15 protein-coding genes and 2 pseudogenes are annotated in these 21,576 nt (G+C 68.4%); 3 read left to right on the top strand and 14 right to left on the bottom strand.

Features of this window, described 5'->3' with window-relative positions:
- Window position 1: 1 nt before the first annotated feature.
- Window positions 2-3,025 (bottom strand): Tn3 family transposase, encoded by a 3,024-nt coding sequence (locus tag Tharo_RS09325; RefSeq protein WP_004355858.1) that lies wholly within the window; start codon window positions 3,023-3,025, stop codon window positions 2-4.
- Between the two features lie 504 nt (window positions 3,026-3,529).
- On the opposite strand from Tharo_RS09325, the gene Tharo_RS09320 reads away from it, so the two are divergent.
- Complete coding sequence (locus tag Tharo_RS09320) at window positions 3,530-4,303, top strand: GntR family transcriptional regulator (protein WP_245880866.1); 774 nt, start codon at window positions 3,530-3,532, stop codon at window positions 4,301-4,303.
- A 97-nt stretch (window positions 4,304-4,400) separates the two neighbouring features.
- Here Tharo_RS09320 and Tharo_RS17935 read toward each other — a convergent pair whose 3' ends face one another.
- The 10 genes and pseudogenes from Tharo_RS17935 to Tharo_RS09275 all read right to left on the bottom strand — a co-directional run bounded on the left by Tharo_RS17935 (window position 4,401) and on the right by Tharo_RS09275 (window position 15,477).
- Window positions 4,401-4,727 carry a peptidoglycan-binding domain-containing protein gene (locus Tharo_RS17935; protein ID WP_245881060.1) on the bottom strand — a complete coding sequence of 109 codons (327 nt, stop codon included), beginning with the start codon at window positions 4,725-4,727 and terminating at the stop codon, window positions 4,401-4,403.
- Window positions 4,710-5,626: pseudogene (locus tag Tharo_RS09315) on the bottom strand (lytic murein transglycosylase); the annotation flags it as partial. The gene Tharo_RS17935 and the pseudogene Tharo_RS09315, both read right to left, overlap by 18 nt.
- A gap of 150 nt (window positions 5,627-5,776) precedes the next feature.
- Window positions 5,777-6,565, bottom strand: coding sequence for a glycerophosphodiester phosphodiesterase (gene ugpQ / locus Tharo_RS09310; RefSeq protein ID WP_107220951.1), 789 nt, complete (start codon window positions 6,563-6,565; stop codon window positions 5,777-5,779).
- Window positions 6,562-8,043 (bottom strand): NYN domain-containing protein, encoded by a 1,482-nt coding sequence (locus Tharo_RS09305; protein ID WP_107220950.1) that lies wholly within the window; start codon window positions 8,041-8,043, stop codon window positions 6,562-6,564. The genes ugpQ and Tharo_RS09305 overlap by 4 nt, the downstream gene beginning before the upstream one ends.
- 105 nt (window positions 8,044-8,148) lie before the next feature.
- Window positions 8,149-8,604, bottom strand: coding sequence for a ferritin-like domain-containing protein (locus tag Tharo_RS09300; RefSeq protein WP_107220949.1), 456 nt, complete (start codon window positions 8,602-8,604; stop codon window positions 8,149-8,151).
- 160 nt (window positions 8,605-8,764) lie between these two features.
- Complete coding sequence (locus Tharo_RS09295; protein WP_107220948.1) at window positions 8,765-10,126, bottom strand: sigma-54-dependent transcriptional regulator; 1,362 nt, start codon at window positions 10,124-10,126, stop codon at window positions 8,765-8,767.
- On the bottom strand, window positions 10,123-11,958 hold the full coding sequence (locus tag Tharo_RS09290) for a sensor histidine kinase (protein WP_107220947.1): 1,836 nt from the start codon (window positions 11,956-11,958) through the stop codon (window positions 10,123-10,125). The genes Tharo_RS09295 and Tharo_RS09290 overlap by 4 nt, the downstream gene beginning before the upstream one ends.
- Before the next feature lie 4 nt (window positions 11,959-11,962).
- Complete coding sequence (locus Tharo_RS09285) at window positions 11,963-12,391, bottom strand: DUF1850 domain-containing protein (protein ID WP_245880865.1); 429 nt, start codon at window positions 12,389-12,391, stop codon at window positions 11,963-11,965.
- A complete protein-coding gene (locus Tharo_RS09280; RefSeq protein ID WP_107220946.1) occupies window positions 12,388-14,421 on the bottom strand; it encodes a TRAP transporter permease in 2,034 nt (677 codons plus the stop codon). Before Tharo_RS09280 ends, Tharo_RS09285 begins: the two co-directional genes overlap by 4 nt.
- A 105-nt stretch (window positions 14,422-14,526) precedes the next feature.
- Window positions 14,527-15,477, bottom strand: a complete 951-nt coding sequence (locus Tharo_RS09275; protein WP_107220945.1) for a TAXI family TRAP transporter solute-binding subunit — start codon at window positions 15,475-15,477, stop codon at window positions 14,527-14,529.
- 369 nt (window positions 15,478-15,846) lie between these two features.
- On the opposite strand from Tharo_RS09275, the gene Tharo_RS09270 reads away from it, so the two are divergent.
- Window positions 15,847-16,956, top strand: coding sequence for an NAD(P)/FAD-dependent oxidoreductase (locus tag Tharo_RS09270; RefSeq protein WP_107220944.1), 1,110 nt, complete (start codon window positions 15,847-15,849; stop codon window positions 16,954-16,956).
- Window positions 16,957-17,169: 213 nt separating this feature from the next.
- A pseudogene (locus Tharo_RS09265) lies at window positions 17,170-17,436 on the top strand (hypothetical protein); the annotation flags it as partial.
- Between the two features lie 220 nt (window positions 17,437-17,656).
- Here the strand turns inward: Tharo_RS09265 and Tharo_RS09260 are convergent.
- The 3 genes from Tharo_RS09260 to Tharo_RS09250 all read right to left on the bottom strand — a co-directional run bounded on the left by Tharo_RS09260 (window position 17,657) and on the right by Tharo_RS09250 (window position 21,558).
- Complete coding sequence (locus Tharo_RS09260) at window positions 17,657-18,814, bottom strand: iron-containing alcohol dehydrogenase (protein WP_107222379.1); 1,158 nt, start codon at window positions 18,812-18,814, stop codon at window positions 17,657-17,659.
- Window positions 18,815-18,824: 10 nt separating this feature from the next.
- Window positions 18,825-20,282, bottom strand: coding sequence for an NADP-dependent succinate-semialdehyde dehydrogenase (gene gabD, locus Tharo_RS09255; RefSeq protein WP_107222378.1), 1,458 nt, complete (start codon window positions 20,280-20,282; stop codon window positions 18,825-18,827).
- 121 nt (window positions 20,283-20,403) lie between these two features.
- Complete coding sequence (locus tag Tharo_RS09250) at window positions 20,404-21,558, bottom strand: iron-containing alcohol dehydrogenase (protein ID WP_107220943.1); 1,155 nt, start codon at window positions 21,556-21,558, stop codon at window positions 20,404-20,406.
- Between the last annotated feature and the right edge of the window lie 18 nt (window positions 21,559-21,576).

The following is a 21,576-nucleotide window of genomic DNA, read 5'->3' as shown; positions in this document are numbered from 1 at the left end:
CTCAGGCTCTGCGCGTCGCGCGCCGCATGTCCTGCACCGACGCGGCCGCTTGTTGAAAGGTGTCGTCCGCGATCCAGGCTTCGGGTTTGCGCTTGAGTTTCAGGCTGTACTCGCCGAAGCGCTTGACGTGCGCGACCTGGTAGGGACTCAGAAAGCTGACATCGTTTTCCGTGATCTGCCAGCCTTCATGCCGGAGGTCGCCCAACGTGCGCATCATGTCGACGGTGTTCTGCAGGATCAGGGCGGAGGCCACCAGATCGTTGTAGCGCAGGCGCTTCTGCTGTTCGTCCGGCTCGTTCACCGCGATCACGTCGCCACCGAAGGACAGCCATTTGGCAAAGCCGTTGTAGGACTCGATCTTGTTGGTGTTGGCGGTGATCTCCTGGCGCAGCTCACGACTGCCGATCCACTCCAGCAGGAAGCCCGTGCGGATCACGTTGCCCAGTTCCTGCGCCGCGAAATACAGACGGTTCTTGCGGCTGTAGCTGCCCAGCTTGCGCAGCAGGGTGGCCGAAGAAATCTTGCCGGCGTAGATCGACAAGGCCACCTGCATCAGATCCTGCCAGTGCCGCTCGATGAGGTTCCAGTCCACGCTGTCGCCGAACAGGCGGTTGATGTACTTGTACTTCACCGCCTTGTCCGGCCGGAACAGCGTCAGATTTTTCCAGTTCCGGATGCGCGGCATCAGCTTGATGCCCAGCAGATGGGTGAAGGCAAACACTGTGGCCGACTGGCCCTGGGTGTCGGCATGCACGGTATCCGCTTCGACCGACAGGCCGGCCTTGAGCAGTCCCTCGATCACGTAGATCGCTTCCCACACACCGGGCGGAATGAAGTGGCGGAACACCGCGATGTAATTGTTGGCCACGTGCCGGTAGGCGACGGCGCCCATCTTGCGGTAACGGAAGTGGTAACCCGCGAGCAGGTTTTCGTCGTAGAAATCGTACTGCGTACCGTCGGCGGCGACCGTCTTGCCATCACCCCATATCTTGGGGAGATCCAGGCGCAGATATACCTCGTTGAGCTCGCGTTGGGCCGCTTCCAGGCTCTCCAGTGAGAGGTGGCGCCGATTGACGAAGGACAGCATGTGCGGCGTGACGCCGCTGTTGCCCAGATGGCGCGCCGCCTGTGTGGGCCCGAGGTTGCAGCCCATGGCGAAGATCGTCAGCAGGTAGCGCTCGGCCGGCTGCTTGAGCTTGGCCATGTTGCCCGATAGTGGCCCGAAGTGCCGCGTGAAGCCCATCCAGTGTTCGATGTTGGCGAGCACGTCCAGAATGTGCCGCGCCGGCATGCGCTGGGTCAGCGCGTTCTGCAGCGACATAACCGAAGGCGGGATTTCGCGCGCAATCGGCTTGCGCAACACGGGTTCTCCGCTGGCAGTCAGGGCCACATCGCCGCGGCATTCAGGAAACGTGTCATCCAGGTGCTGCGCGGTGTCGGTGAGCCAGTCGCGCAAACTGCTGGCAAAGGTCGTTGCGTCCTGCGGCAGGCCAATCTTGTCGCAGTAGGCGGGTAACAACTCCTGGCATTCCTCCCACGAAAGCAACTGATCGCGGTAATCGGCGAACTCCTCCGAGCCGACGATACTGAGATCGCCAGAGCGCAACTCCTCGGCGAGGTAGGAGAAGACACAGATTTCGAGGTTGCGCCGGCTTAAGCCCAGACCGAAACCATCGCCGCTGTCGCCCTCGCGCAGGAGCTTGCGCCAGCGGTCCGAGGCGAAGGAAAGGTCAATGCTCTCCGTAATCCACTCGATGCGATGCTTGTCCTGGTAGGTCTTGATGAGGTTCAAAGCGTCGATCAGCGTCCGATCCTGGGTGGTGGCGCGGATGTCGAGCAAATGCACGAGCCGGAACAGGATGGAGCGATGGCTCTTGAAGTGTTTCCACACGAGCGGCAGGTAGTTGTTGCCGCTGGTCGCCTGCACCTGGGCACAGGTCTCGCGGACCCCGTGGACTCCACCTGCGGGTGCAAGGTATTCGCGTATCTGAGCGCCGGCCGCCGCATTGTCCGGTTCGCCGTCGAGGATGGCGAGCACGCCATCCAGCGTGCCGATCAGGCGCTCGATCTGGCCGCGCTGCCCGAACTGGATCTGGTCGAGCTCTTCCTTGGCGCGTTTGTGAATCGTGGCCACGCGGCGCAGGAACATCTCGGCCAACTGATCCCGCGCGCGCACCTGCATGCGCCGGATCAGGGCCACCAGCAGGGTGTAACGCTTGGTCTCGGCGCATTCGCGCAACTCGGACACGTCATAGGCCATGGCCTGGGCGGCGAAGTGGCGAATCTTGGTGTCGGGAAGGCCTGCAAGGACGTCATCCCCCGCCGTGATCGAATCCAGCCATTCCAGATGCTCCACCAGCATATCGAGATGCTTGCGGGTCGGGCGTTTCGCGGATTTCTTGAGCTCGTTGTATTCGCTTTGGCGGCGTTCCAGTTTGTCCGTGACCAGCAGCGCCTGTAGGGCTTCGAGTTGTTGGGGGGTGATACGGTGAAATACCTTACCGAACACCCGGTTCTGCACGGCAGCGTGGGCCTTCTCTGCCAAATCGTCGAGCGTCGAGAAGGCGGGGAGTTCGTAGCGCGCCTGGAGCACCCCCTCGATTATCCCATTGATGATGTCGGCACGCTGATCCATGAGCTCAGCCGCATCGCAGGCAAAGCGTTCTGCTTGGCGCATCGCATCGTGCCCATGGAAGGGTTTGACGTTAAGCAAGCCCAGCACCATGGCTTTGTGCCGAAAGAGGGTGCGTTCGACGGGGTATTCGATCCGTATCGCGTCACCGAAACCGAGGCCATTCCGGACGTGGGTGATCACCTCGGAAGGTATCTTGTCGAGGCTAGGAAAGTAGCGCAAGTGCTGGAAAACTTTGAGCAGGACGGCCAGTCCGAGTCGGGTCCCGGCAGAACGGCCGGCCGACTTCAGCCAGTTGATTTCTTCATCCTGCAGAGTAAAGAACTGTCGCAGGTCACTCGGTGAGTAGTAGCTCAGAAACTGCGGGTATGCAGTGCGCTCCAGTGACGCCATCCTGATCCTCCGGTATCCGTGCCAGCATGCAAGGGTAACGGAGAATTGCAGCGGTTGGCACGTCATCAGGATTAGTTGTAGATCAACCGGTTACAGGTGATATGTACAGTTTTTCCCCTTATCCCGGTCATACGCCTGGATCGCGACCGGCGCCACGCTCCCGGCGATCGTCACCCAGGCGCCGGCCCTGGCGATCGCGCGGGCCGGAAAACGAACTGGAAGGCAGCGGAAAATCGAACCGGCCTTACCGGCTCGTCTCGCTCGAACCGCCAACATTGGTATTACCATTTAACCAAAACTCGAGTTAGACTAATGAGGGCTCGGCGGGGTGTCAATCGGGAGTTGAGAGAGTTGAATCGGGAGTTCACCCGGCGTCGCCATCGAAATGTCCGGAACGCTCACGGAAGGAGCACGCCGCCACCCCATTCCGTCCCCCATCCATTCCGCAACTCACCCATCCCGCCGCCCACGAAGAGCGGTTTTCCCGAACCGGAATCCGTCATCATGATGAAGCCCCCTCCCCTGCAGCAACGCCGCCTGTCCGACGACATCGTCGCGCGCATCGAAACCCTGATCGTCGAAGGCAGCCTGCAGCCGGGCGAACGCCTGCCAGCCGAGCGCGCCCTCGCCGATGAGTTCGGCGTTTCCCGGCCATCGCTGCGCGAGGCCATCCAGAAACTGGCCGCGCGCGGCTTGCTGGTCAGCCGCCACGGCGGCGGCACTTTCGTCAACGACCGGCTCGGGGCCTCGTTCCGCGATCCAATGGTGGAGCTGCTCGAACGGACTCCCGAGGCCCAGCGCGACCTGATCGAATTCCGCCACACTCTCGAAGGCGCCTGCGCCTACTATGCGGCGCTGCGCGCCACCGCGCCGGACCGGGAGCGGCTCACCGCTGCCTTCGAGCACGTGCAGGCGTGCTACCAGCGCAAGGGCCGGATCAGCCGCACGGAAGAAGGCCGCATCGACGCCCATTTCCACCTCGCGATCGCCGAGGCCAGTCACAATGCCCTCCTGCTGCACACCATCCGCAGCCTGTTCGAGCTACTCGAACGCAACATCGTGACCAACATCGGCGGCATGTGCGCGATCGGCAGCGAGGTCCGCGACACCTTGCTCACCCAGCACCAGGCGCTGTACACCGCGATCACGGAAGGACGGGCGGAAGACGCCCGCCGCCTCGCCAGCGAGCACCTGGACTACGTCCAGCAGGTGCTGGCCGAGGCCCAGGACGAAGCCCGGCGGATCGAGCGCGCGCAGCGCCGGCGCGCGCTGGCCTGAACCCGTGCTGCGGCGGGCGCCGCGCCCGCCGATGGGCCGGCCGGTGGCGTGAAGGCGCCTGACGGCGCGCGATCGGGTTCGGTGCCCGTCGCGGGCGTCAGCGTGCGGCCGCTGCGCGCAGCGCGTTCAGTACGCGCTGGCCGGCGCGGCCATCGACAGGCAGACCCAGCTCGGCCTGGACGCGCCGGAGCGCTTCGCGCGTGCGCGCACCGATCATGCCGTCGGCCGCGCCAATGTCGTCGCCGCGGGCGATCAGCAGCAGTTGCAGCTCACGGCGCTCGGCGCGCGACAAGCCCGGGTCGTCGGTCGGCCATGGCGCGGCGAACGCCGCGCCACCGCGCAGCCGGTCGGACAGGTGAGCGATCGCCAGGGCATAGCTTTCCGCGGCATTGTAGGAATACAGCGCATCGAAGTTGCGCGTCACCAGGAAGGCCGGCCCTTCCCGCCCGGCCGGCAGCAACAGCCCGGCAGCGAGATCGCCGGCGGGCAGCGCCGAGCCGTCGCTCCGGGTCAGGCCGCGCGCCGCCACTCCGCCATCGGCCGCTTGTTGCGCCGCCCGCTGCCGGCGGTGTCCAGCCCTTGCGGCAGGCGGACCTCGAACCCCCAGGGCTGGTCGCTGCGCCAGCCGGCACGGGCGAGGAAATGGGCGGTGGAGGCGAGCGCGTCGGGGACGCTGTCGATCAGGTCGCGGCGGCCGTCGCCGTCGAAATCGACCGCCAGGCGCAGGAAGGTCGACGGCATGAACTGGGTGTGGCCGAAGGCGCCCGCCCACGACCCGGTCAGGCGCTCGGGCGCGACATGCCCCTCCTCCAGGATCTTCAGCGCGTTGAACAACTCGCCGCGGAAAAAAGCCTGGCGGCGGCCGAAGCAGGACAGGGTGGACAGCGAGTTCAGCAGCGGCCGCTCGCCGAAGTTGCGCCCGTAATTGCTTTCCACCCCCCAGACCGCGACCACGGTGGCCGCATCGACCGCGTATTCGGCCTCGACCCGGGCCAGCACCGACGCCCATTGCGACAGCAGGGCACGGCCGTCGGCGATGCGTTCCTCATCCACCAGCCCGGCCATGTAGTCCCAGATCGGCGTGACGAACTCGGGCTGGGCATCGAGAAAACCGACCACTTCCAGATCGGGGACGAGGCCGGCCGTATGCGCATCGAACGTCGCCGTGCCGACTCCCTTGTCCGCGGCGCTTGCACGCAACTCGGCGAGGCAGGCGGAAAAAACCACATCGGATGCCCGTGCCGCAGCAGGCACCTGCAGGAAGGTGCACGAAACGAGCACGGAAAGTACTGCACGACGGATCGGAAACCCGGCAAACGACATCGGCTTCAGCCCCGGTCATGGTGAAGTGGCGGTCCGCCGCAATAGCCGCAGTACGGCTGGTCCGGACCCTGGTCGCGCAGTCTAGCGCGGCCGTCGCCGCACCGGCAATCCCGGTTTCCACCCGTCTTCCACTCGCAGGAAACGCTTCCGTCAGGCTCCCGCGGAAGCAGGAAAATGGTCGATCCGGTCGGTGATCAAGCCATTGACCCCCAGGGCCAGCAGACGGGCCGCTTCTCCATCCTCATTGACCGTGTAGGCAAGAAGCCTGAATCCGGCGGCGCGGGCCTGGCGGACGGTCGCTCCATCCCAGGCACGCTGCTCGCAAATCAGCGCGACACAGCCGAGGCGGCGCGCAGCACCGAGCCCTTCGTCCGAAAAAGCTTCGAGCAGCAAGCCGCGGGGAAGCTGCGGTGCGACGCCGGCCGCGGCCGCGAGCGCGGCCACGCTGAAGGAGCTGAGCAGCGGCGGCAGCGCCAGGGTCCATGACCGGGCCAGGCGGGTGGCGACCTCCCGCCCGGTGCGCACTTCGTCGCCGGGAGCCGGCTTCAACTCGACGTTCAGCGCGCAGTCATGCTGGCGGCAGAACTCGACCACGTCGCCCAGCGACGGCAGCCGTTCCCCGGCATGACGTGGCGAATGCCAGCTCCCGGCATCGAGCCCGGCCAGCTCCGCCCAGCGCTGGTCGACGGCCTCGCCCTGTCCATCGGTGGTGCGTTCGAGGCGGTCGTCATGGAGCAGGAAAGGCTGTCCGTCCGCACTCAGGCGCACATCGCATTCGAACATCCGGTAGCCGTGCGCATGGCCGAGCGCAAACGCAGCCAGGGTGTTCTCGGGCGCCAGCGTCCCGGCGCCGCGATGGGCGATCCAGCGCGGATAGGGCCAGCCCCCTCGGGGAGCAGGCTCGGCAGCCCCGGGAAAGCCGGCACCAGCGAGGCTCATCCGGCGCTTTCTTCCTTCGATTTGCGCGGGCGGCGGGCGCGGGACGGCGCCTTGGCCGGTGCCGGCGGTTCGGCTGCCGGCACCGGCGGCGCAGAATCGCGCGGCACACTTTCCGCGGCGGGGCGGTCACGGTCGCGGTCGATGCCGGAGCGCTCCGCTGCGCCCGCCCCCGGAGCGGATTCGGCGCGTGCGCGGGCCGCTTTCGGTGCGGCGGCGGCCTTTGCCGTTTTTCCCTTGGCACTGCCGCGCCGGGAATCCGTTTGCTGGCTTTCCTCGAGCGGCGGCGGAGTCGGCTCAGACCGCGCCCGGGCACGCTTCGGCTTGCCCTTGTCGGCACGGGGCCGGTCCTGGTCCGGCGCCGCGCCCCCCGCTTCCGCCTCGGGGGCCGCTGCCAGCGCGGCCGCCTCGGCGGTTTCCCGCCGTTCTTCCCCGCCATGTACCGGCGGCACCGGTGCGGCCTCGGTCTCGGCGGCACGTTCGCTTTCCTCCACCGCCTTGCCGCCGCCACGCCGCCGCGACGAGCGGCCCTGTGTTTTCGCCGCGCGCGCCGCGGGTTCGGCTGCAGCCACGGGCTCGGCGGCCCCCGCCGCCTGGCCGGCGAGCACCGGCTCGGCCGCAGCGAAGACCAGCGGATGCTCGCTCGCGGCGCTCCCACCATGGCTCGGCCGGGCAACATAGGTGCCGGATTTTTCGTCGCGCCCGAGTTCGAGCAGGCCGCGCGTCTGCGCTTCCTCGAGCAGGTTGCCGAAGGCGCGGAAGCCGAAATAGCTCTCGTTGAAATCCGGTTTGCGGCGCTTGATCGCTTCCTTCAGCATCGAGGCCCAGATCTTGCCGCTTTCGCCGCGCTCGGCGAGCAGGGCTTCGAAGGTTTCCACCGCGATCTCGATCGCCTGGCGGCGGCGCCCTTCGAGTTCCTCCTTGCGCCGCGCCTCCTCTTCCGGCGAGCGCCGGGCCGCCGGAGCGTTGTCGCGCGCCTCGCGCTTGGCCGCGGCACGCTGGCTGTCGCGCACGAGATCGTCGTAAAAGATGAATTCGTCGCAGTTGGCGATCAGCAGGTCGGAAGTCGATTGCTTGACCCCGACGCCGATCACCTGCTTCGCGTTCTCGCGCAGCTTGGACACCAGCGGGGAGAAGTCGGAGTCGCCGCTGATGATGACGAAAGTATCGACGTGGGACTTGGTGTAGCACAGGTCGAGCGCATCGACGACGAGGCGGATGTCGGCGGAGTTCTTGCCCGACTGGCGCACGTGGGGGATCTCGATCAGCTCGAAGTTGGCCTCGTGCATCGCGGCCTTGAAGCTCTTGTAGCGCTCCCAGTCGCAATAGGCCTTCTTGACCACGATGCTGCCCTTCAGCAGCAGACGCTCGAGCACGCGCTTGATGTCGAACTTCTCGTAGTTGGCGTCGCGCACGCCGAGGGCGACGTTTTCGAAGTCGCAGAACAGCGCCATGCTGATGCTGTCGGGGGATGAGGCCATGAAATTCTCCGCGTCTGGTCAGGCGCCGATGTTAAGGCCTGCGTGGCGCCGGCACCAGCGCGCGGGTACGCCCGGGCCGCCACGACGCGGCGGCCCGGGCGGCGCTCACGGACGCAAGGTCTGCGCGAGCATCTTGTCCAGCGCCGAAGTGTGGTCGGCTTCTTCGGCAGCGAACTCCATCGCCAGGCGCTTGATCTCGGCGTCGGCGCTCTTTTCGGCGACGGTGCGATAGAAGTTCATCGCCCGGGCCTCGTTCTCGCGCGCGTACTCGAGCGCCTGGTAGGCATTCATCGTGTAGTCAAAACCCTCTTCGTCGCCGACTTCGGTCGGCGCCACCCAGCGGTACTGCCAGGACTGGAGCTTGGGCAGCTCGAGCTTGCCGGCACGCTCCGCGATCGAATCGCCGTGCATCGTCGAGTAGCGCACCATGTCGCGGAACAGCGCCGCGACTTCGAGGTTGTTGTGCGCTTCCATCATGTCGGCCAGTTCCAGATAGCGCTCGGCGGCCTCCCGCTCCATGGCGATCGCGTGGGCAAGAAATACGGGCATCGAATAGGACATGGTCTTCCCTCCTGTGGAATTGTGCGGGCCGTCGAGGCGTGCTGTTGCACATTTTCCGCGGATACGGCCCGAATCCATTGTATTACCGTTTCATCCCCCGCGCCCTATACTCGATCTACACTGTCCGAAGCGAAGGGCGGCAGGCACGGGCCATCCATGTTCAGGAGGGGGACGGGGAGCCGCGGAAATCCGCAACCTGGATGCCGAACTTGGCGATCTTGTCGTACAGCGTCTTGCGCGGCACGGCGAGTGCTTCGGCCGCGCCTGCGACGTCACCCGCACTGCGGCGCAGGGCGCTTTCGATCAGCGCGGCCTCGAACGCAGCGACGCGTTGCGCCAACCCGCTGCCCTCGCCCGCCGGGCCCGCCGCCGGTCGCCATAGGCCGAGCACGAAGCGTTCGGCGGCATGCTGCAACTCGCGCACGTTGCCCGGCCACGCCTGTGCCATCAGCCAGTCGAACACCTCGACCGTCAGCGCCGGCTGCGGCCGGCGGTAGCGCTCGGCCGCCTGCAGGCAGAACGCGGCAAACAGCGCGGGAATGTCTTCACGACGCTCGCGTAGCGCAGGCAGGACGATCGGCACGACGTTGAGGCGGTAATAGAGATCGGCGCGAAAGCGCCCGGCCGCCGCCTCTGCGGCCAGATCGAGCTTGGTCGCGGCAATCACCCGGCAGTCCACCGGAATCAGCCGGTTCGAGCCCAGGCGCTCGACCACCCGCTCCTGGAGCACGCGCAGCAGCTTCGCCTGCAGTTGCAGCGCCATGCCCTCGATCTCGTCGAGGAACAGGGTGCCGCCGTCGGCATGCTCGATCTTGCCCGCACGGCTGCGGGTGGCGCCGGTAAAAGCCCCCGGCTCGACGCCGAACATCTCGCTCTCGAACACGCTCTCGGGCAGGGCGGCACAATTGACCGCGACGAAGTGGCCGCGGCTGCGCCGCCCGGCATCGTGCAGGGCGCGCGCGACGCGCTCCTTGCCGGTGCCGGTCTCGCCCACGATCAGGATGTCGACGTCGGTGTCGGCCAGGTCCGCAACCAGATCCCGCACCCGTTGCATCGCCGCGCTGTCGCCGAGCAGCCCATCCGGCCCTGAGGCTCGCGCCAGCCGGGTCTTGAGCGCGCGGTTCTCGAGCACCAGACGGCGCTTCTCGATCGCACGGCGCACCACTTCCACCAGGCGCTCGGGGGCGAACGGCTTCTCGATGAAGTCGTAGGCCCCCAGCCGCATCGCCTCGACCGCCATGTCGACGTCGCCGTGGCCGGTGACGAGGATCACCGGCAGGTCGGGATCGAGCGCCTGCGCCCGTTTCAGCAAGCTCATGCCGTCCATCCCTGGCAGTCGGACATCGGTCACCAGCACCACCGGGCGCTCGGCGCCGAGGCGGGCGAGCGCCGGCTCGGCGCGTGCCAGGCCCTCGACTTCGATGTCGGCGAGGGCGAAAGTCTGGCACCCCGCCATCCGCACCAGCTCGTCGTCCTCGACGTAGAGGACACCGACCGCCCCCTCGATCGCATGCTCGTTCATTCCACCTCCCCTGCCCTGCCCTCGCCAGCGCCATCTGTGCCTGCCACCTGCGGCCAGCACGCCCGCATCACCGTACCCCCGCCCGCACCGGACTCGATCTCGAGACGGCCACCCGAGCCTTCGATCAGATCGCTGACGATCGACAGTCCCAGGCCCAGGCCCTGGCCGAGCGGCTTGGTGGAAAAGAAGGGCTGGGTGATGCGTTCGCGCAGCTCCTGCGGAATGCCCGGGCCATTGTCGGCGACTTCAAGGCATAACTGCGTCCCGTGCCGCGCCGCGCCCATCGCGATGACGCCGTCACCGCACCCGGCGAGCGCATCGAGTGCGTTGCCGACCAGGTTCGACAGTACCTGCTCGAGCGCCTGCGGCTGCAACGGCAGACGCACCTCGCTGGCATCGATGCGCAGCTCGACCCCGGCCGCGTCCAGACGCTCGCGGAACCAGCCCGCCACCACCTGCATCGCCTGCGCCGCCGACGCCGAACCGCCGCCGGTCTGCTGGCGCGAGGCGAATACCTTGAGCTGCGAGGTGAGCCGGGCCATGCGCTCAATCAGGCCGATGATCTGGTTCAGGTTGTCGCGCAGCGGCTGGAGCCGGCCGCGCTCGAGAAAGGTGAGGCTGTTGCCGGCGAAGCTGCGCAGCGCCGCCAGCGGCTGATTCAGCTCGTGCGCCACGCCGGCGGCCATCTGGCCGAGGGCGGCAAGGCGGTTGGCTTCGATCAGCGCACGCTGGGTGCCGCGCAGCTTCTGTTCGGTGGCGCTGCGCTCGGAGATCTCGCGCAACAGCTGAGCGTTGGTCGTGGCAAGGTCGGCGGTGCGCTCGGCCACCGTGCGTTCGAGCTCGGCCTGTGCCGCCAGGCGCTCGCGCAAGCGCCGCGCATGCAGCGCCCAGTACAGCCCGGCAACCGCCAGCACGCACAGCGCCAGCCCCGCGGCGAGCACCGCCAACCACGCCGCGGCACGCACCGGAGCGGTGTCGAGCAGCATCAGCATGCGCCAGTCGACCCAGCCCAAGGCACGGCTGCCGACGACGTATTCCCGTCCGCCGAGCAGCGCACGGCCGGGCTCGCGCCAGACCAGCGGCAGCGGTTCGAGCGCGGCGGTGAAATACTGCCGCGTCGCCGCCAGCGCCGCGCGCGAATCCGGCGACAGCGGCGCCAGGGTGCCGAACTTCCATGCCGGATTCGACGACAGCGCGACCACGCCGTGGCGGTCCACGACCAGCACCGACTCTCCGCCCGCGGCCCACGTGGTTTCGAGCTGGGTCAGCTCGACCTTCACCGCGAGCACACCAGTGATGCTACCGCCGGCGCGCACCGGGTGGGCGATGAAGAAGCCCGGAACCTGGGTCGTGGCGCCGACGGCGAAGAACTTTCCGCTCCCGCCGGCGAGCGCATCGCGGAAATAAGGGCGGAAGGCGTAGTTTTCACCGACGAAGGAATCCGCCCGCCGCCAGTTGCTCGCCGCCAGCGTGCGGCCCGCGGGATCGATCAGGTACAGCATTCCGGCCCCGGTACGCTCATTGACCTGCTCGAGCAAGGCATTCGCCGCCGCCACCTGCACCGGGTCATCGGGCGCCTGGAGCAGCTGCTGCAGGCCGGGGTGCTGGGCGAGCACCGTGGGCAGGCTCTCGAAGCGCAGCAGCTCCGCATCCAGACTCGCCGCCAGCAGCGCCAGGCGCTGGCTCGCATGGAGCGCCAGTTCCTCGGTGCCGGCCTTGAAACGATAGCCATGCACCGCCCACAACAGCGCCGCCACGAGCAGGCAGGACAGCGCCAGGCGGGCCAGGCGGGGCGCCGGCGGGAGGCGGTGCAAGGCAGGGTGGCGGATCATCGGTTCAGGGGATGGCGGGAGCCGGCCCAGGCGCCGGCGGAGAGGCCATTGTGCACGGCCGCAGCTCGGTCACGCCACCGTCGGCGGGAAGGATCGCCGACAGCGGCACGCAACCAGCCTCGCCCCTGCCTTCGCCTTCTCCCCCGCACCACTCGTAGTCGGCGGTGTAGCCCGAGCGCGTCAGGCGCAGCACGGCGTGGCGGCTGCCGGGCTGCCATTCCCACACGCCGTCGCGCAGCACCGCCTCGGCCGGCGGCTCCATGCCGGCACCAAAGCCGCGCACGCGCACGGCCTCCAGCACCAGCGCCGCCGCCTCCACCCGCCAGCGCTCCTCCCAGCGCACTTTCTCGATCGAGTGCGTCCACGCCAGCGTGAAGGCATTGACCGCCAGCGCCGCGCTGGCGACGCCGGTGGCGAGGCAGATGCCGATCACACCGTCAGCGCCTGCGCGCTGCGCGAGCGCCAGACGTGCCAGCCGAGCACGAGCGCGGCGAGGGCGAAGCCGGCCTCGTCGGTGACCGGCAGCGCGACCACCAGCAGCGAGGCGGCGGCGAAGGCGAGCACGCGTTCGAGCAGGTTCAGTGGCGAGCGCAGGTGGCCGACCACCGCGATGCCCCACAGGCTGACCGCAAGCAGCGCCTTGAACACCACGTAGAAGGTGGCGTCGAGCCCTTTGTCGCCCTGCAGCATCAGCTCCGGTGCATACACCGCCATGTAGGGCACGACGAAGCCGGCGATGGCGATCTGCACCGCGCGCAGGCCGATCTTGAGCCCCGATTCCTTGGCGATCGGCGCCGCGGCGAAGGCCGCCAGGGCCACCGGCGGGGTCAGGTCGGCCATGATGCCGAAGTAGAAGACGAACATGTGCGACACGATCAGCGGCACGCCGAGCTCGAGTAGCGCCGGCGCCGCGATCGAGCTGGTGATGATGTAGTTCGGGATGGTCGGGATGCCCATGCCCAGCACCAGGCAGGTCAGCATCGTCAGCACCAGCGACAGGAACAGGCTCTCGCCGCCGATCTGGATGATGTAGCCGGCAAACGCGGTGGCGCCGCCGGTCAGCGTCAGCGAACCGATGATCACCCCCACCAGGGCGCAGGCCACGCCCACCGGCAGCGCGTGCAGCGCGCCGTCGACGAGCGCGGTGACCGCCACGCGCAGCGTCGCCCGGCCATCCTGGCGCGGCGCCAGCAGCACCGCCAGCACCGCCACCACGGCGACGACGGCAATGATGCCGATCTGGGCGAAGGCCGAGCACGCCAGCCCGAGCGCAATCCAGAACAGCAGCCGCAGCGAGGTGCCGTTGAGGCGGCGGGCGAAGGCGCTGCCGAACAGCAGCACCACCGTCAGCGCGAGCCCGACCATGCCCGAGAACATCGGCGTGAAGCCGGCGAAGAGCAGATACACCAGCCCGGCCAGCGGCAGCAGCAGGTACCAGCGCAGGCGGATCGCCGTCCAGGGGTCGGGGCACTCGGCCTTCGGCAGGCCCTTCAGCCCGGCGCGGCCGGCTTCCAGGTGCACCATCCAGAACACGGTGAAGAAGTAGAGCAGCGCCGGAATCGCCGCCGCCTTGGCGATCTCGACGTAGGGCACGTTGATCGTCTCGGCCATGATGAAGGCCACCGCGCCCATCACCGGCGGCATGATCTGGCCGCCCATCGAGCTCGTCGCCTCCACCGCGCCGGCGAAGGCCGGCTTGTAGCCGAACTTCTTCATCAGCGGAATCGTGAACTGGCCGGTGGTGACGACGTTGGCCACCCCCGAGCCGTTGATCGTGCCCATCAGCCCGGACGACACCACCGCCACCTTGGCCGGCCCACCCTTGGTGTGGCCGACGGTGCCCAGCGCGAAATCGGTGAACAGGTCGATCATGCCGGCCTGCTCGAGGAAGGCGCCGAACAGGATGAAGAGGAAGATATAGGAGGAGGACACGTAGGTCGGCGTGCCGTAGATGCCCTCGGTGCCGAAGGCGAGCTGGCCGACGACCTGATCCAGTCCGTAGCCGCGGTGCGCCAGCGCCCCGGGCAGGTATTCGCCGAACAGCGCGTAGCCGAGAAAGCCGAGGCAGATCAGCGGCAGCGCGAAGCCCATGATGCGGCGCGCGGCCTCGAACACCAGCACCAGAGTGATGATGCCGACCACCATGTCGGCATCGGTCAGCTCGCCGGCACGCTGCACCAGGTCGGCCTCGAACACCCAGTGGTAGCCCGACAGGATCAGGGCGGCGAAGCCGACCGCCTTGGTCGCGAGGCTCGTCCGCCCCTGCCCGCCCTGCCAGGGATGAAGCAGGAAAGTCAGCAGCAGCAGGAAACCGACGTGCAGCGCACGCACGACGGTGCTCGACAACGGGCTGAAGGCCGAGGTGACGAGCTGGAAAGTGGAGAACAGGATGGCGCTGAAGAAGACCACGCGCAGCATCTTCCTGGTCGCCTCGGCAGCGGGCGAAACGGCGGTAGCAGTCATGACGGCCCCGGTCTGGAAATCGGCGGAAAAGCGGGGGGAGTCCGGCCCGCCCCCGCCGCGGTGACGGCAGCGGGCGGGGGCCGGGTTCGGCCTCGGGAGCGCGGCTTACTTGATCAGGCCTTGCTCGCGGTAGTACTTCTCGGCGCCCGGATGGAGCGGCACCGGCAGGCCCTCGATGGCCTTTTCGAGCTTGATCTGGCGCGCGGCGGAGTGCGAGTTGCCGAGGCGCTCGAGGTTGTCGAAGATGCCCTTGGTCATCTGGTACACGACTTCGGCCGGCACCTTCTCGTGGGTGATGAGCAGGTTGTTGATGGCCACGGTGGCGACGTCCGCCGTCTGGCCCTCGTAGGTGTTGGCCGGCACCTTGGCCGACTGGTAGGCGGCGTCGCCGACCTTGGCCACGACCTCGGCCGGGATCGGTACGAAGTTTACCTTCACCGCGGCGGAGAGGTCGCGCAGCGCCGCCACGCCGAGACCGGCCGACTGCAGGGTGACGTCGATCTGGCGGTTCTTCATCAGCTCGACCGATTCGCCGAAGGGCAGGTATTCGACCTTGGCAAAGTCGGCGTAGGTCAGGCCGGCTGCCTTCAGGATCGCGCGGGCGTTGATCTCGGTGCCCGAGCGCGGCGCGCCCACCGAAATGCGCTTGCCCTTGAGGTCGGCGAGCGACTGGATGTTGGCGTCGGCGAGGGCGACGATCTGGATGTAGTTGGGGTACACGGAGGCGACCGCACGCAGCTTGTCGAGCGGCTTGGTGAAGCCCGCCTCGGCATTACCCTTCCACGCATCCGACACCGAGTCGGCGAGCGAGAAGCCGATCTCGCCGCGGCCGGCCTGCAGCAGGTTGAGGTTTTCGGCCGAGGCCTTGGTCGCCTGGACCTGAACCTTGCTGTCGGGGATGGCCTCACCGTAGACCTGCGACAAAGTGACGCCGAGCGGATAGTAGACACCGCTGGTGCCGCCGGTCAGCACATTGACGAAGGTCGCCGCCGAGGCTGCGGACGTGACCGCGACGAACAGGGTGCCAAGCGCACATTTGCGGATCAGGGATTTCATCGGGAAGCCTCCTCGAATTGGTTTGGGTGATCTGCCCATCAGTGAGCGAGAACACTTTAGCAACTCCCGTGCCACCAGCGCACGCCTTGCCGGATTGGCGTTTTCCCTGATTCCGACCCCCCTTCCGTCCCCCTTCCGTCCCCCTTCCGGCGCCCGGCCGGACGATGTCGCCGCACGCTCTGCGCGGATCTCCGGAACGGACCGCCGTGCACAGTCGGCGATCCCGCACACTGCAGTGCACAATCGATCGTCATGGCGGAAGACGCCCCCTTCCCAGCGCCCCGGCCGATCTGCTACAAACCGCTTCCCGCCGCCGCGAAAGGCGGCGCCAGGCCCACGCAGGTGGGCTGCAAGCATTCGGGAGATGCAATGGAAACCGTCGATTGCGTGGTCATCGGCGCCGGCGTCGTTGGCCTCGCCTGCGCCCGCAGCCTCGCCGAGGCCGGGCGCGAAGTCATCATCCTCGAGCGCGAGGCCGGCTTCGGCAGCGGCATCAGCGCGCGCAACAGCGAAGTCATCCACGCCGGCCTCTACTACCCGCCCGGCTCGCTCAAGGCGCGGCTGTGCGTCGAGGGCCGCGCGCTGCTGTACGCCTGGTGCGCCGAGCGCGGCGTGGCGCACGCGCGCTGCGGCAAACTCGTCGTCGCCGCGCGCGCCGAACAGGAGGACAGGCTGCAGCAGATCGCCGCGCGCGCCCGCGCCAACGGCGTGACCGACCTGCGCCTGCTCGATCGCGCCGACGTCGCCGCGCTCGAACCCGCGCTCGACGTCCATGCCGCGCTGCTGTCGCCCTCCACCGGCATCGTCGACAGCCACGGCCTGATGCTGTCGCTGCTGGGCGCGGCCGAGGCGCGCGGCGCGATGCTCGCCCTGGGCAGCCCGGTGGTCGGCGGCGCGGCCGGGAGCGAGGGCATCGTGCTCGACATCGGCGGCGAGGCACCGAGCACGCTGCGCGCGCGCTGCGTCGTCAATGCCGCCGGGCTCGACGCGGCCGCCCTCGGCCACGCCATCCGCGGCCCGGCCGCGGCCCAGGCGCCGCGGGCGCACTTCGCCCGCGGCGTGTATTTCAGCTACGGCGGCAAGGCGCCGTTCTCGCACCTGATCTACCCGATCCCCGAGCCGGGCGGGCTGGGCGTGCACCTGACGCTGGACCTGGGCGGCCAGGCCAAGTTCGGCCCCGACGTGGAGTGGATCGATACCCCCGACTACCGCGTCGACCCGGCGCGCGCGGCCGGCTTCTACGCCGCGATCCGCAGCTGGTGGCCGCAACTGGAAGACGGCCGCCTGCAGCCGGGCTACGCCGGGGTGCGGCCGAAGATCGTCGGCCCCGGCGAGCCCGACGCCGACTTCCGCATCGACGGCCCCGCCACCCACGGCGTGCCCGGCCTGATCCACCTCTACGGCATCGAGTCGCCGGGGCTCACCGCGGCGCTGGCGATCGGCGAGCAGGTCGCGGCGCTGGCGGGGCGGGCAAGCTGAACAGCACATTCAAGTAGGCTGAGCGACCGACCCAAGGCCTGCATGAGAGGCTTGCGCGGGGGCTTGCTCGAGCGAAGCACGAAGGTGGAGCAGATGAACTCCGTTATTTACGTACCATCATTCCGTAATTCACGATCAATGATTCCGATATTTACGCTTTATTAGTCCGCAATTTACGCTGCCATCTCCTCATGAAGTCGACGCCCCGGGCGTTTCCTGCTGACCGGCTCGGCCAACCTGGTGGCGCTGCCGACCGTGGCCGACTCCCTGGCTGGCCGGATGGAGACCTTGTCCCTGCTGCCTTTGTCGCAGAGCGAGATCGAATCGCGCTTTGCGAACTGGGTCGACAATGCATTCGCCGGGCGGATTCTCGACCCAGCTCGACCGGCCCTGGGTGACGATCTGATCGAGCGTGTGCTGCGCGGAGGCTATCCCGAGGCGATTGCGCGGCCTGAAAAAACTGGCCAGCATTGCCGGTGACCAATTCAGGATGGGCGTGCTGCTGTACGACGGCAGCGAGACGATGCCGCTGGGCGAGCGGATCTGGGCTGCGCCCTTATCGACCTTGTGGGGAAAGTAGCGCGGGGAACGATCCAGCCCCCTCGCCTCGGGGGATTCCGTCGCAGTGACTCGACGCAACGATCCGATTCGCAGCACTCACCACGGGCGGGATTCGAACCCGCGGTGAGTACCGCAAGGACTACAGGACCGCGCGATAGATCGCGCAGACGTCCTCGAAGCTCATGTCGCACGGGTTGGTGGCGATCAGGCGCTGGATCTCGCTGACGACTTCGTCGGCCATCGACGGGATGTCCGCTTCGGTGACGCCGAAGTGGCTCATGCGCGTCGCGAGCCCGCCCCCGCCGGCCATCGCCTCCATCGCCGCAACGAAGGCCGCGGCCGCTTCGGCATCGGAAGCGAACTCCCGCCCGGGCAGCACGCACGGCGCCAGTTCGGCGTAAAGGCGGGTCGCCGCCTTCAGGTTGAAGCGCAGCACCGGCCCCATCACGAGGGCGTTGGCGTGGCCGTGGGGCACGTGGAAACGTGCGCCGAGCGGGTAAGCCAGCCCGTGAATGGCGGCCACGGAGGCGTTGACGAACGCCATCCCGGCGAGCATCGCGCCTTCGAGCACCGCTGCGCGGGCCTCGAGATCGCGCCCCTCTTCGAGCACGCGCGGCAGCTTGCCCGCCAGCAGGGCGAGGGCCTTGCGTGCGAGGGCATCGGCCACCGGGTTCTTCTTCGTCCGGCTGGTGTACGCCTCGATCGCATGGACCATCGCGTCGAGTGCGGTGGCTGCGGTCACCCGTGGCGGCATCCCGGCGCTCAGCCCGGCGTCGAGCAGGGCGAGATCGGGCAGCAGCTGCGGGGCATAGACCGCTTTCTTCTCCAGGCTCTCGCAGGTGATCACCGACACCCAGGTGATTTCCGAGCCGGTGCCGGCGGTGGTCGGCACCTGGATCAGCGGCAGGCGCCCACCGCGCGCCCGGTCGACACCGTAGATTGCGTCGATGTCCTGGCCCGAGCGCGCCAGCAGCGCGACGACCTTGGCGGTGTCGAGCGACGATCCACCGCCCAGCCCGACGATGCCGTCCGCCTCGCCCCGCCCTGCGGCCTCGACCGCGCGGCGCACCATCGCCGCCGGGGGGTCGGCCTCGACCGCATCGAAGAGCTGCGCTTCGAGCCCCGCCCGGCGCAGCGCCTCGATGGCCTGCGCGGCGATGCCGCAGGCGGCGATGCCGGGGTCGCAGACGATCAGCGGACGCCGCATCCCGAGTTCCTGCGCGAATTCGCCGAGGCGGCCGATCCCGCCGATCTCGGACACGATGCGCGGCGGTGCGCGAAAGGTGAATGCCGTCATCGCCGCCACCTCACCGGATTCCGCCCAGGCACAGGTACTTCATCTCGACGTAGTCCTCGATGCCGTACTTCGAGCCTTCGCGGCCGATGCCCGACTCCTTGACGCCGCCGAAAGGCGCGACCTCGGTCGAGATGATCCCTTCGTTGATGCCGACGATGCCGTATTCCAGCCCTTCGGCGACGCGCCACACGCGGGCGATGTCCTTGGCGTAAAAATAGGCCGCCAGCCCGAACTCGGTGGCATTGGCGAGGGCGATCGCCTCCGCTTCGGTGTGGAAGCGGAACAGCGGCGCCACCGGGCCGAAGATCTCCTCGCGCGCGACGCGCATCTGCGCGGTGACGCCGGTGAGGATGGTGGGCTCGTAGAACGTCCCGCCGAGCGCGTGGCGCCTGCCGCCGCAGGCCACCCGGGCGCCCTTGCCCACCGCGTCGGCGACCAGGGTCTCGACCTTGGCCACCGCCTCCTCGTTGATCAGCGGTCCCTGCTCGACGTCGCCGGACAGCCCCGGGCCGACCCGGAGCCGGCCCACCGCCTCGGCCAGCTTCGCGGCGAAAGCGTCATAGATGCCGTCCTGCACCAGCAGGCGGTTGGCGCACACGCAGGTCTGGCCGGCGTTGCGGTACTTGGAGGCCATCGCCCCTGCCACCGCGGCGTCGAGATCGGCATCGTCGAAAACGATGAAGGGCGCATTACCGCCGAGCTCCAGCGACACTTTCTTCACGGTGCCGGCGCACTGGCGCATCAGCAGCTTGCCGACTTCAGTGGAGCCGGTGAAGGAGAGCTTGCGCACGGTCGGGTTGGCGCTCAGCTCGCCACCGACTTCGGCGGCGCGGCGCGTGGTGACGATGTTGAGCACGCCTTTCGGCAGGCCGGCACGCTCGGCCAGCGCCGCGAGCGCGAGCGCGCACAGGGGGGTGTCCTCGGCGGGCTTGATCACCATCGTGCACCCGGCGGCGAGCGCCGGGCCGGCCTTGCGCGTGATCATCGCGATCGGGAAGTTCCACGGGGTGATCGCCGCCACCACGCCGATCGGCTCCTTCAGCACGACGATGCGCTTGTCCGCGCCGTGGCTCGGAATCACATCGCCGTAGATGCGCTTGCCTTCCTCGGCGAACCACTCGATGAAGGCGGCGCCGTAGGCGACTTCGCCGCGCGCCTCGGCGAGCGGCTTGCCCTGCTCGGCGGTCATCAGCACGGCGAGGTCGTCCTGGTTCTCCAGGATCAGCTCGAACCATTTGCGCAGCACCGCGGCGCGCTCCTTCGCAGTTCGCGCCCGCCAGGCCGGCAGCGCCGCGGCCGCGGCGTCGATCGCACGCCGGGTCTCGGCCGCCCCCATGTCGGGCACCCGCGCCAGCACGCTGCCGTCGGCCGGGTTGGTGACCTCGAACCGGGCGCCGTCGTCGGCCCCCGCCCAGACGCCGTCGATATAGGCCAGCTCGCGCAGCAGTGCGGAATCCTTCAGTTGCATCATGCGTCCCTCAATCTCGTTTCAGGGTGTTCAGGAAGTGATCGGCGGCCCGACGGGCGCGGCGCCCTCCCGACCGGGAGCCGGCGCCGGGAGCGGAACGCGCCGTCACCGGACCCAGGCCTTACAGGACCGAAGCGTAGAGCGCACGCACATCGGCTTCGGTGAGCTCACGCGGATTATTGACCAGAAGACGCTGGATGTTCATGACGTCGCGCGCAAGCCGCTCGAGATCGCCTGCGCCGACGCCGAGCTCGCCCAGCCGCTGCTCGAACGGCATTTCCGCGACCAGCCCGGCGATGGCATCGATGAAGGCCTGCGCGGCCTCGTCGATGCCGGCGAACACCCGCCCGGGGAGGACGACTTCGGCCAGCTCGGCGTATGCCGCAGCCGCCGCCGGCTTGTTGAAGGCCAGCACCGGCGCCAGCACGAGCGCATTGCTCAGCCCGTGCGGCACGTGGTAGTGCCCGCCGAGCGGATAGGCCAGCGCATGCACCGCGGCCACCGGCGCATTGGCGAACGCCATGCCCGCCAGCAGCGAACCCTGCAGCATCGCCGAGCGCGCCGCCAGGTCGGTGCCGTCGGCGATCACCTTGCGGATGTTCGCGTACAGCAGCTCGAGCGCCTTCACCGCGAGCGCATCGGACAGGGGGTTCTTCTTGTGGCGGCTGGTGTAGGCCTCGATCGCGTGCACCATCGCATCGATCCCGGTCATCGCCGTGACCCGGGCCGGCAGGCCCACCGTCAGCGCGCCATCGAGGACCGCGACATCGGGGTACAGCACCGGCGACACCACCCCTTTCTTTTCCTGCGTCGGCGTGGTGACGATGGCGATCGGAGTCACTTCCGAACCGGTGCCGGCGGTGGTCGGCACCTGGATCAGCGGCAGCCGCGGCCCCTTGGCGAGGCCGATGCCGTAGACCTCGGGCAGCGCCTGCGGCGTTCCCGCAAGCAGGGCGACCAGCTTGGCGGTGTCCATCGAGCTGCCGCCGCCGAGGCCGATGATGCCGTCCACCGCCGCGGCGCGCGCCGCATCGACCGCGGCCAGCACCGACACTTCGGGCGGATCGGCGAGCACTTCGGTAAATAGCGTCACCGCCACGCCGGCGGCCTGCAGCCCTTCGAGGGCGCCGTCGAGCACGCCCGCCTGTACCAGCCCGCGGTCGGTGACGATCAGCGCGTGGCCGATCCCCAGTTCCGCGGCCAGTTCGCCGAGGCGCGCGGCGGCGCCGGGTTCGCACACGATGCGCGGGGTGGTTTCAAACACGAAATCAGTCATGGTCGCTTCCTTCTGGGC

Source organism: Thauera aromatica K172, from assembly GCF_003030465.1.
Lineage (GTDB): Bacteria > Pseudomonadota > Gammaproteobacteria > Burkholderiales > Rhodocyclaceae > Thauera > Thauera aromatica.
Note: the sequence above shows the minus strand (reverse complement) of the source record. Positions and strands in the feature narration are given on the sequence as shown.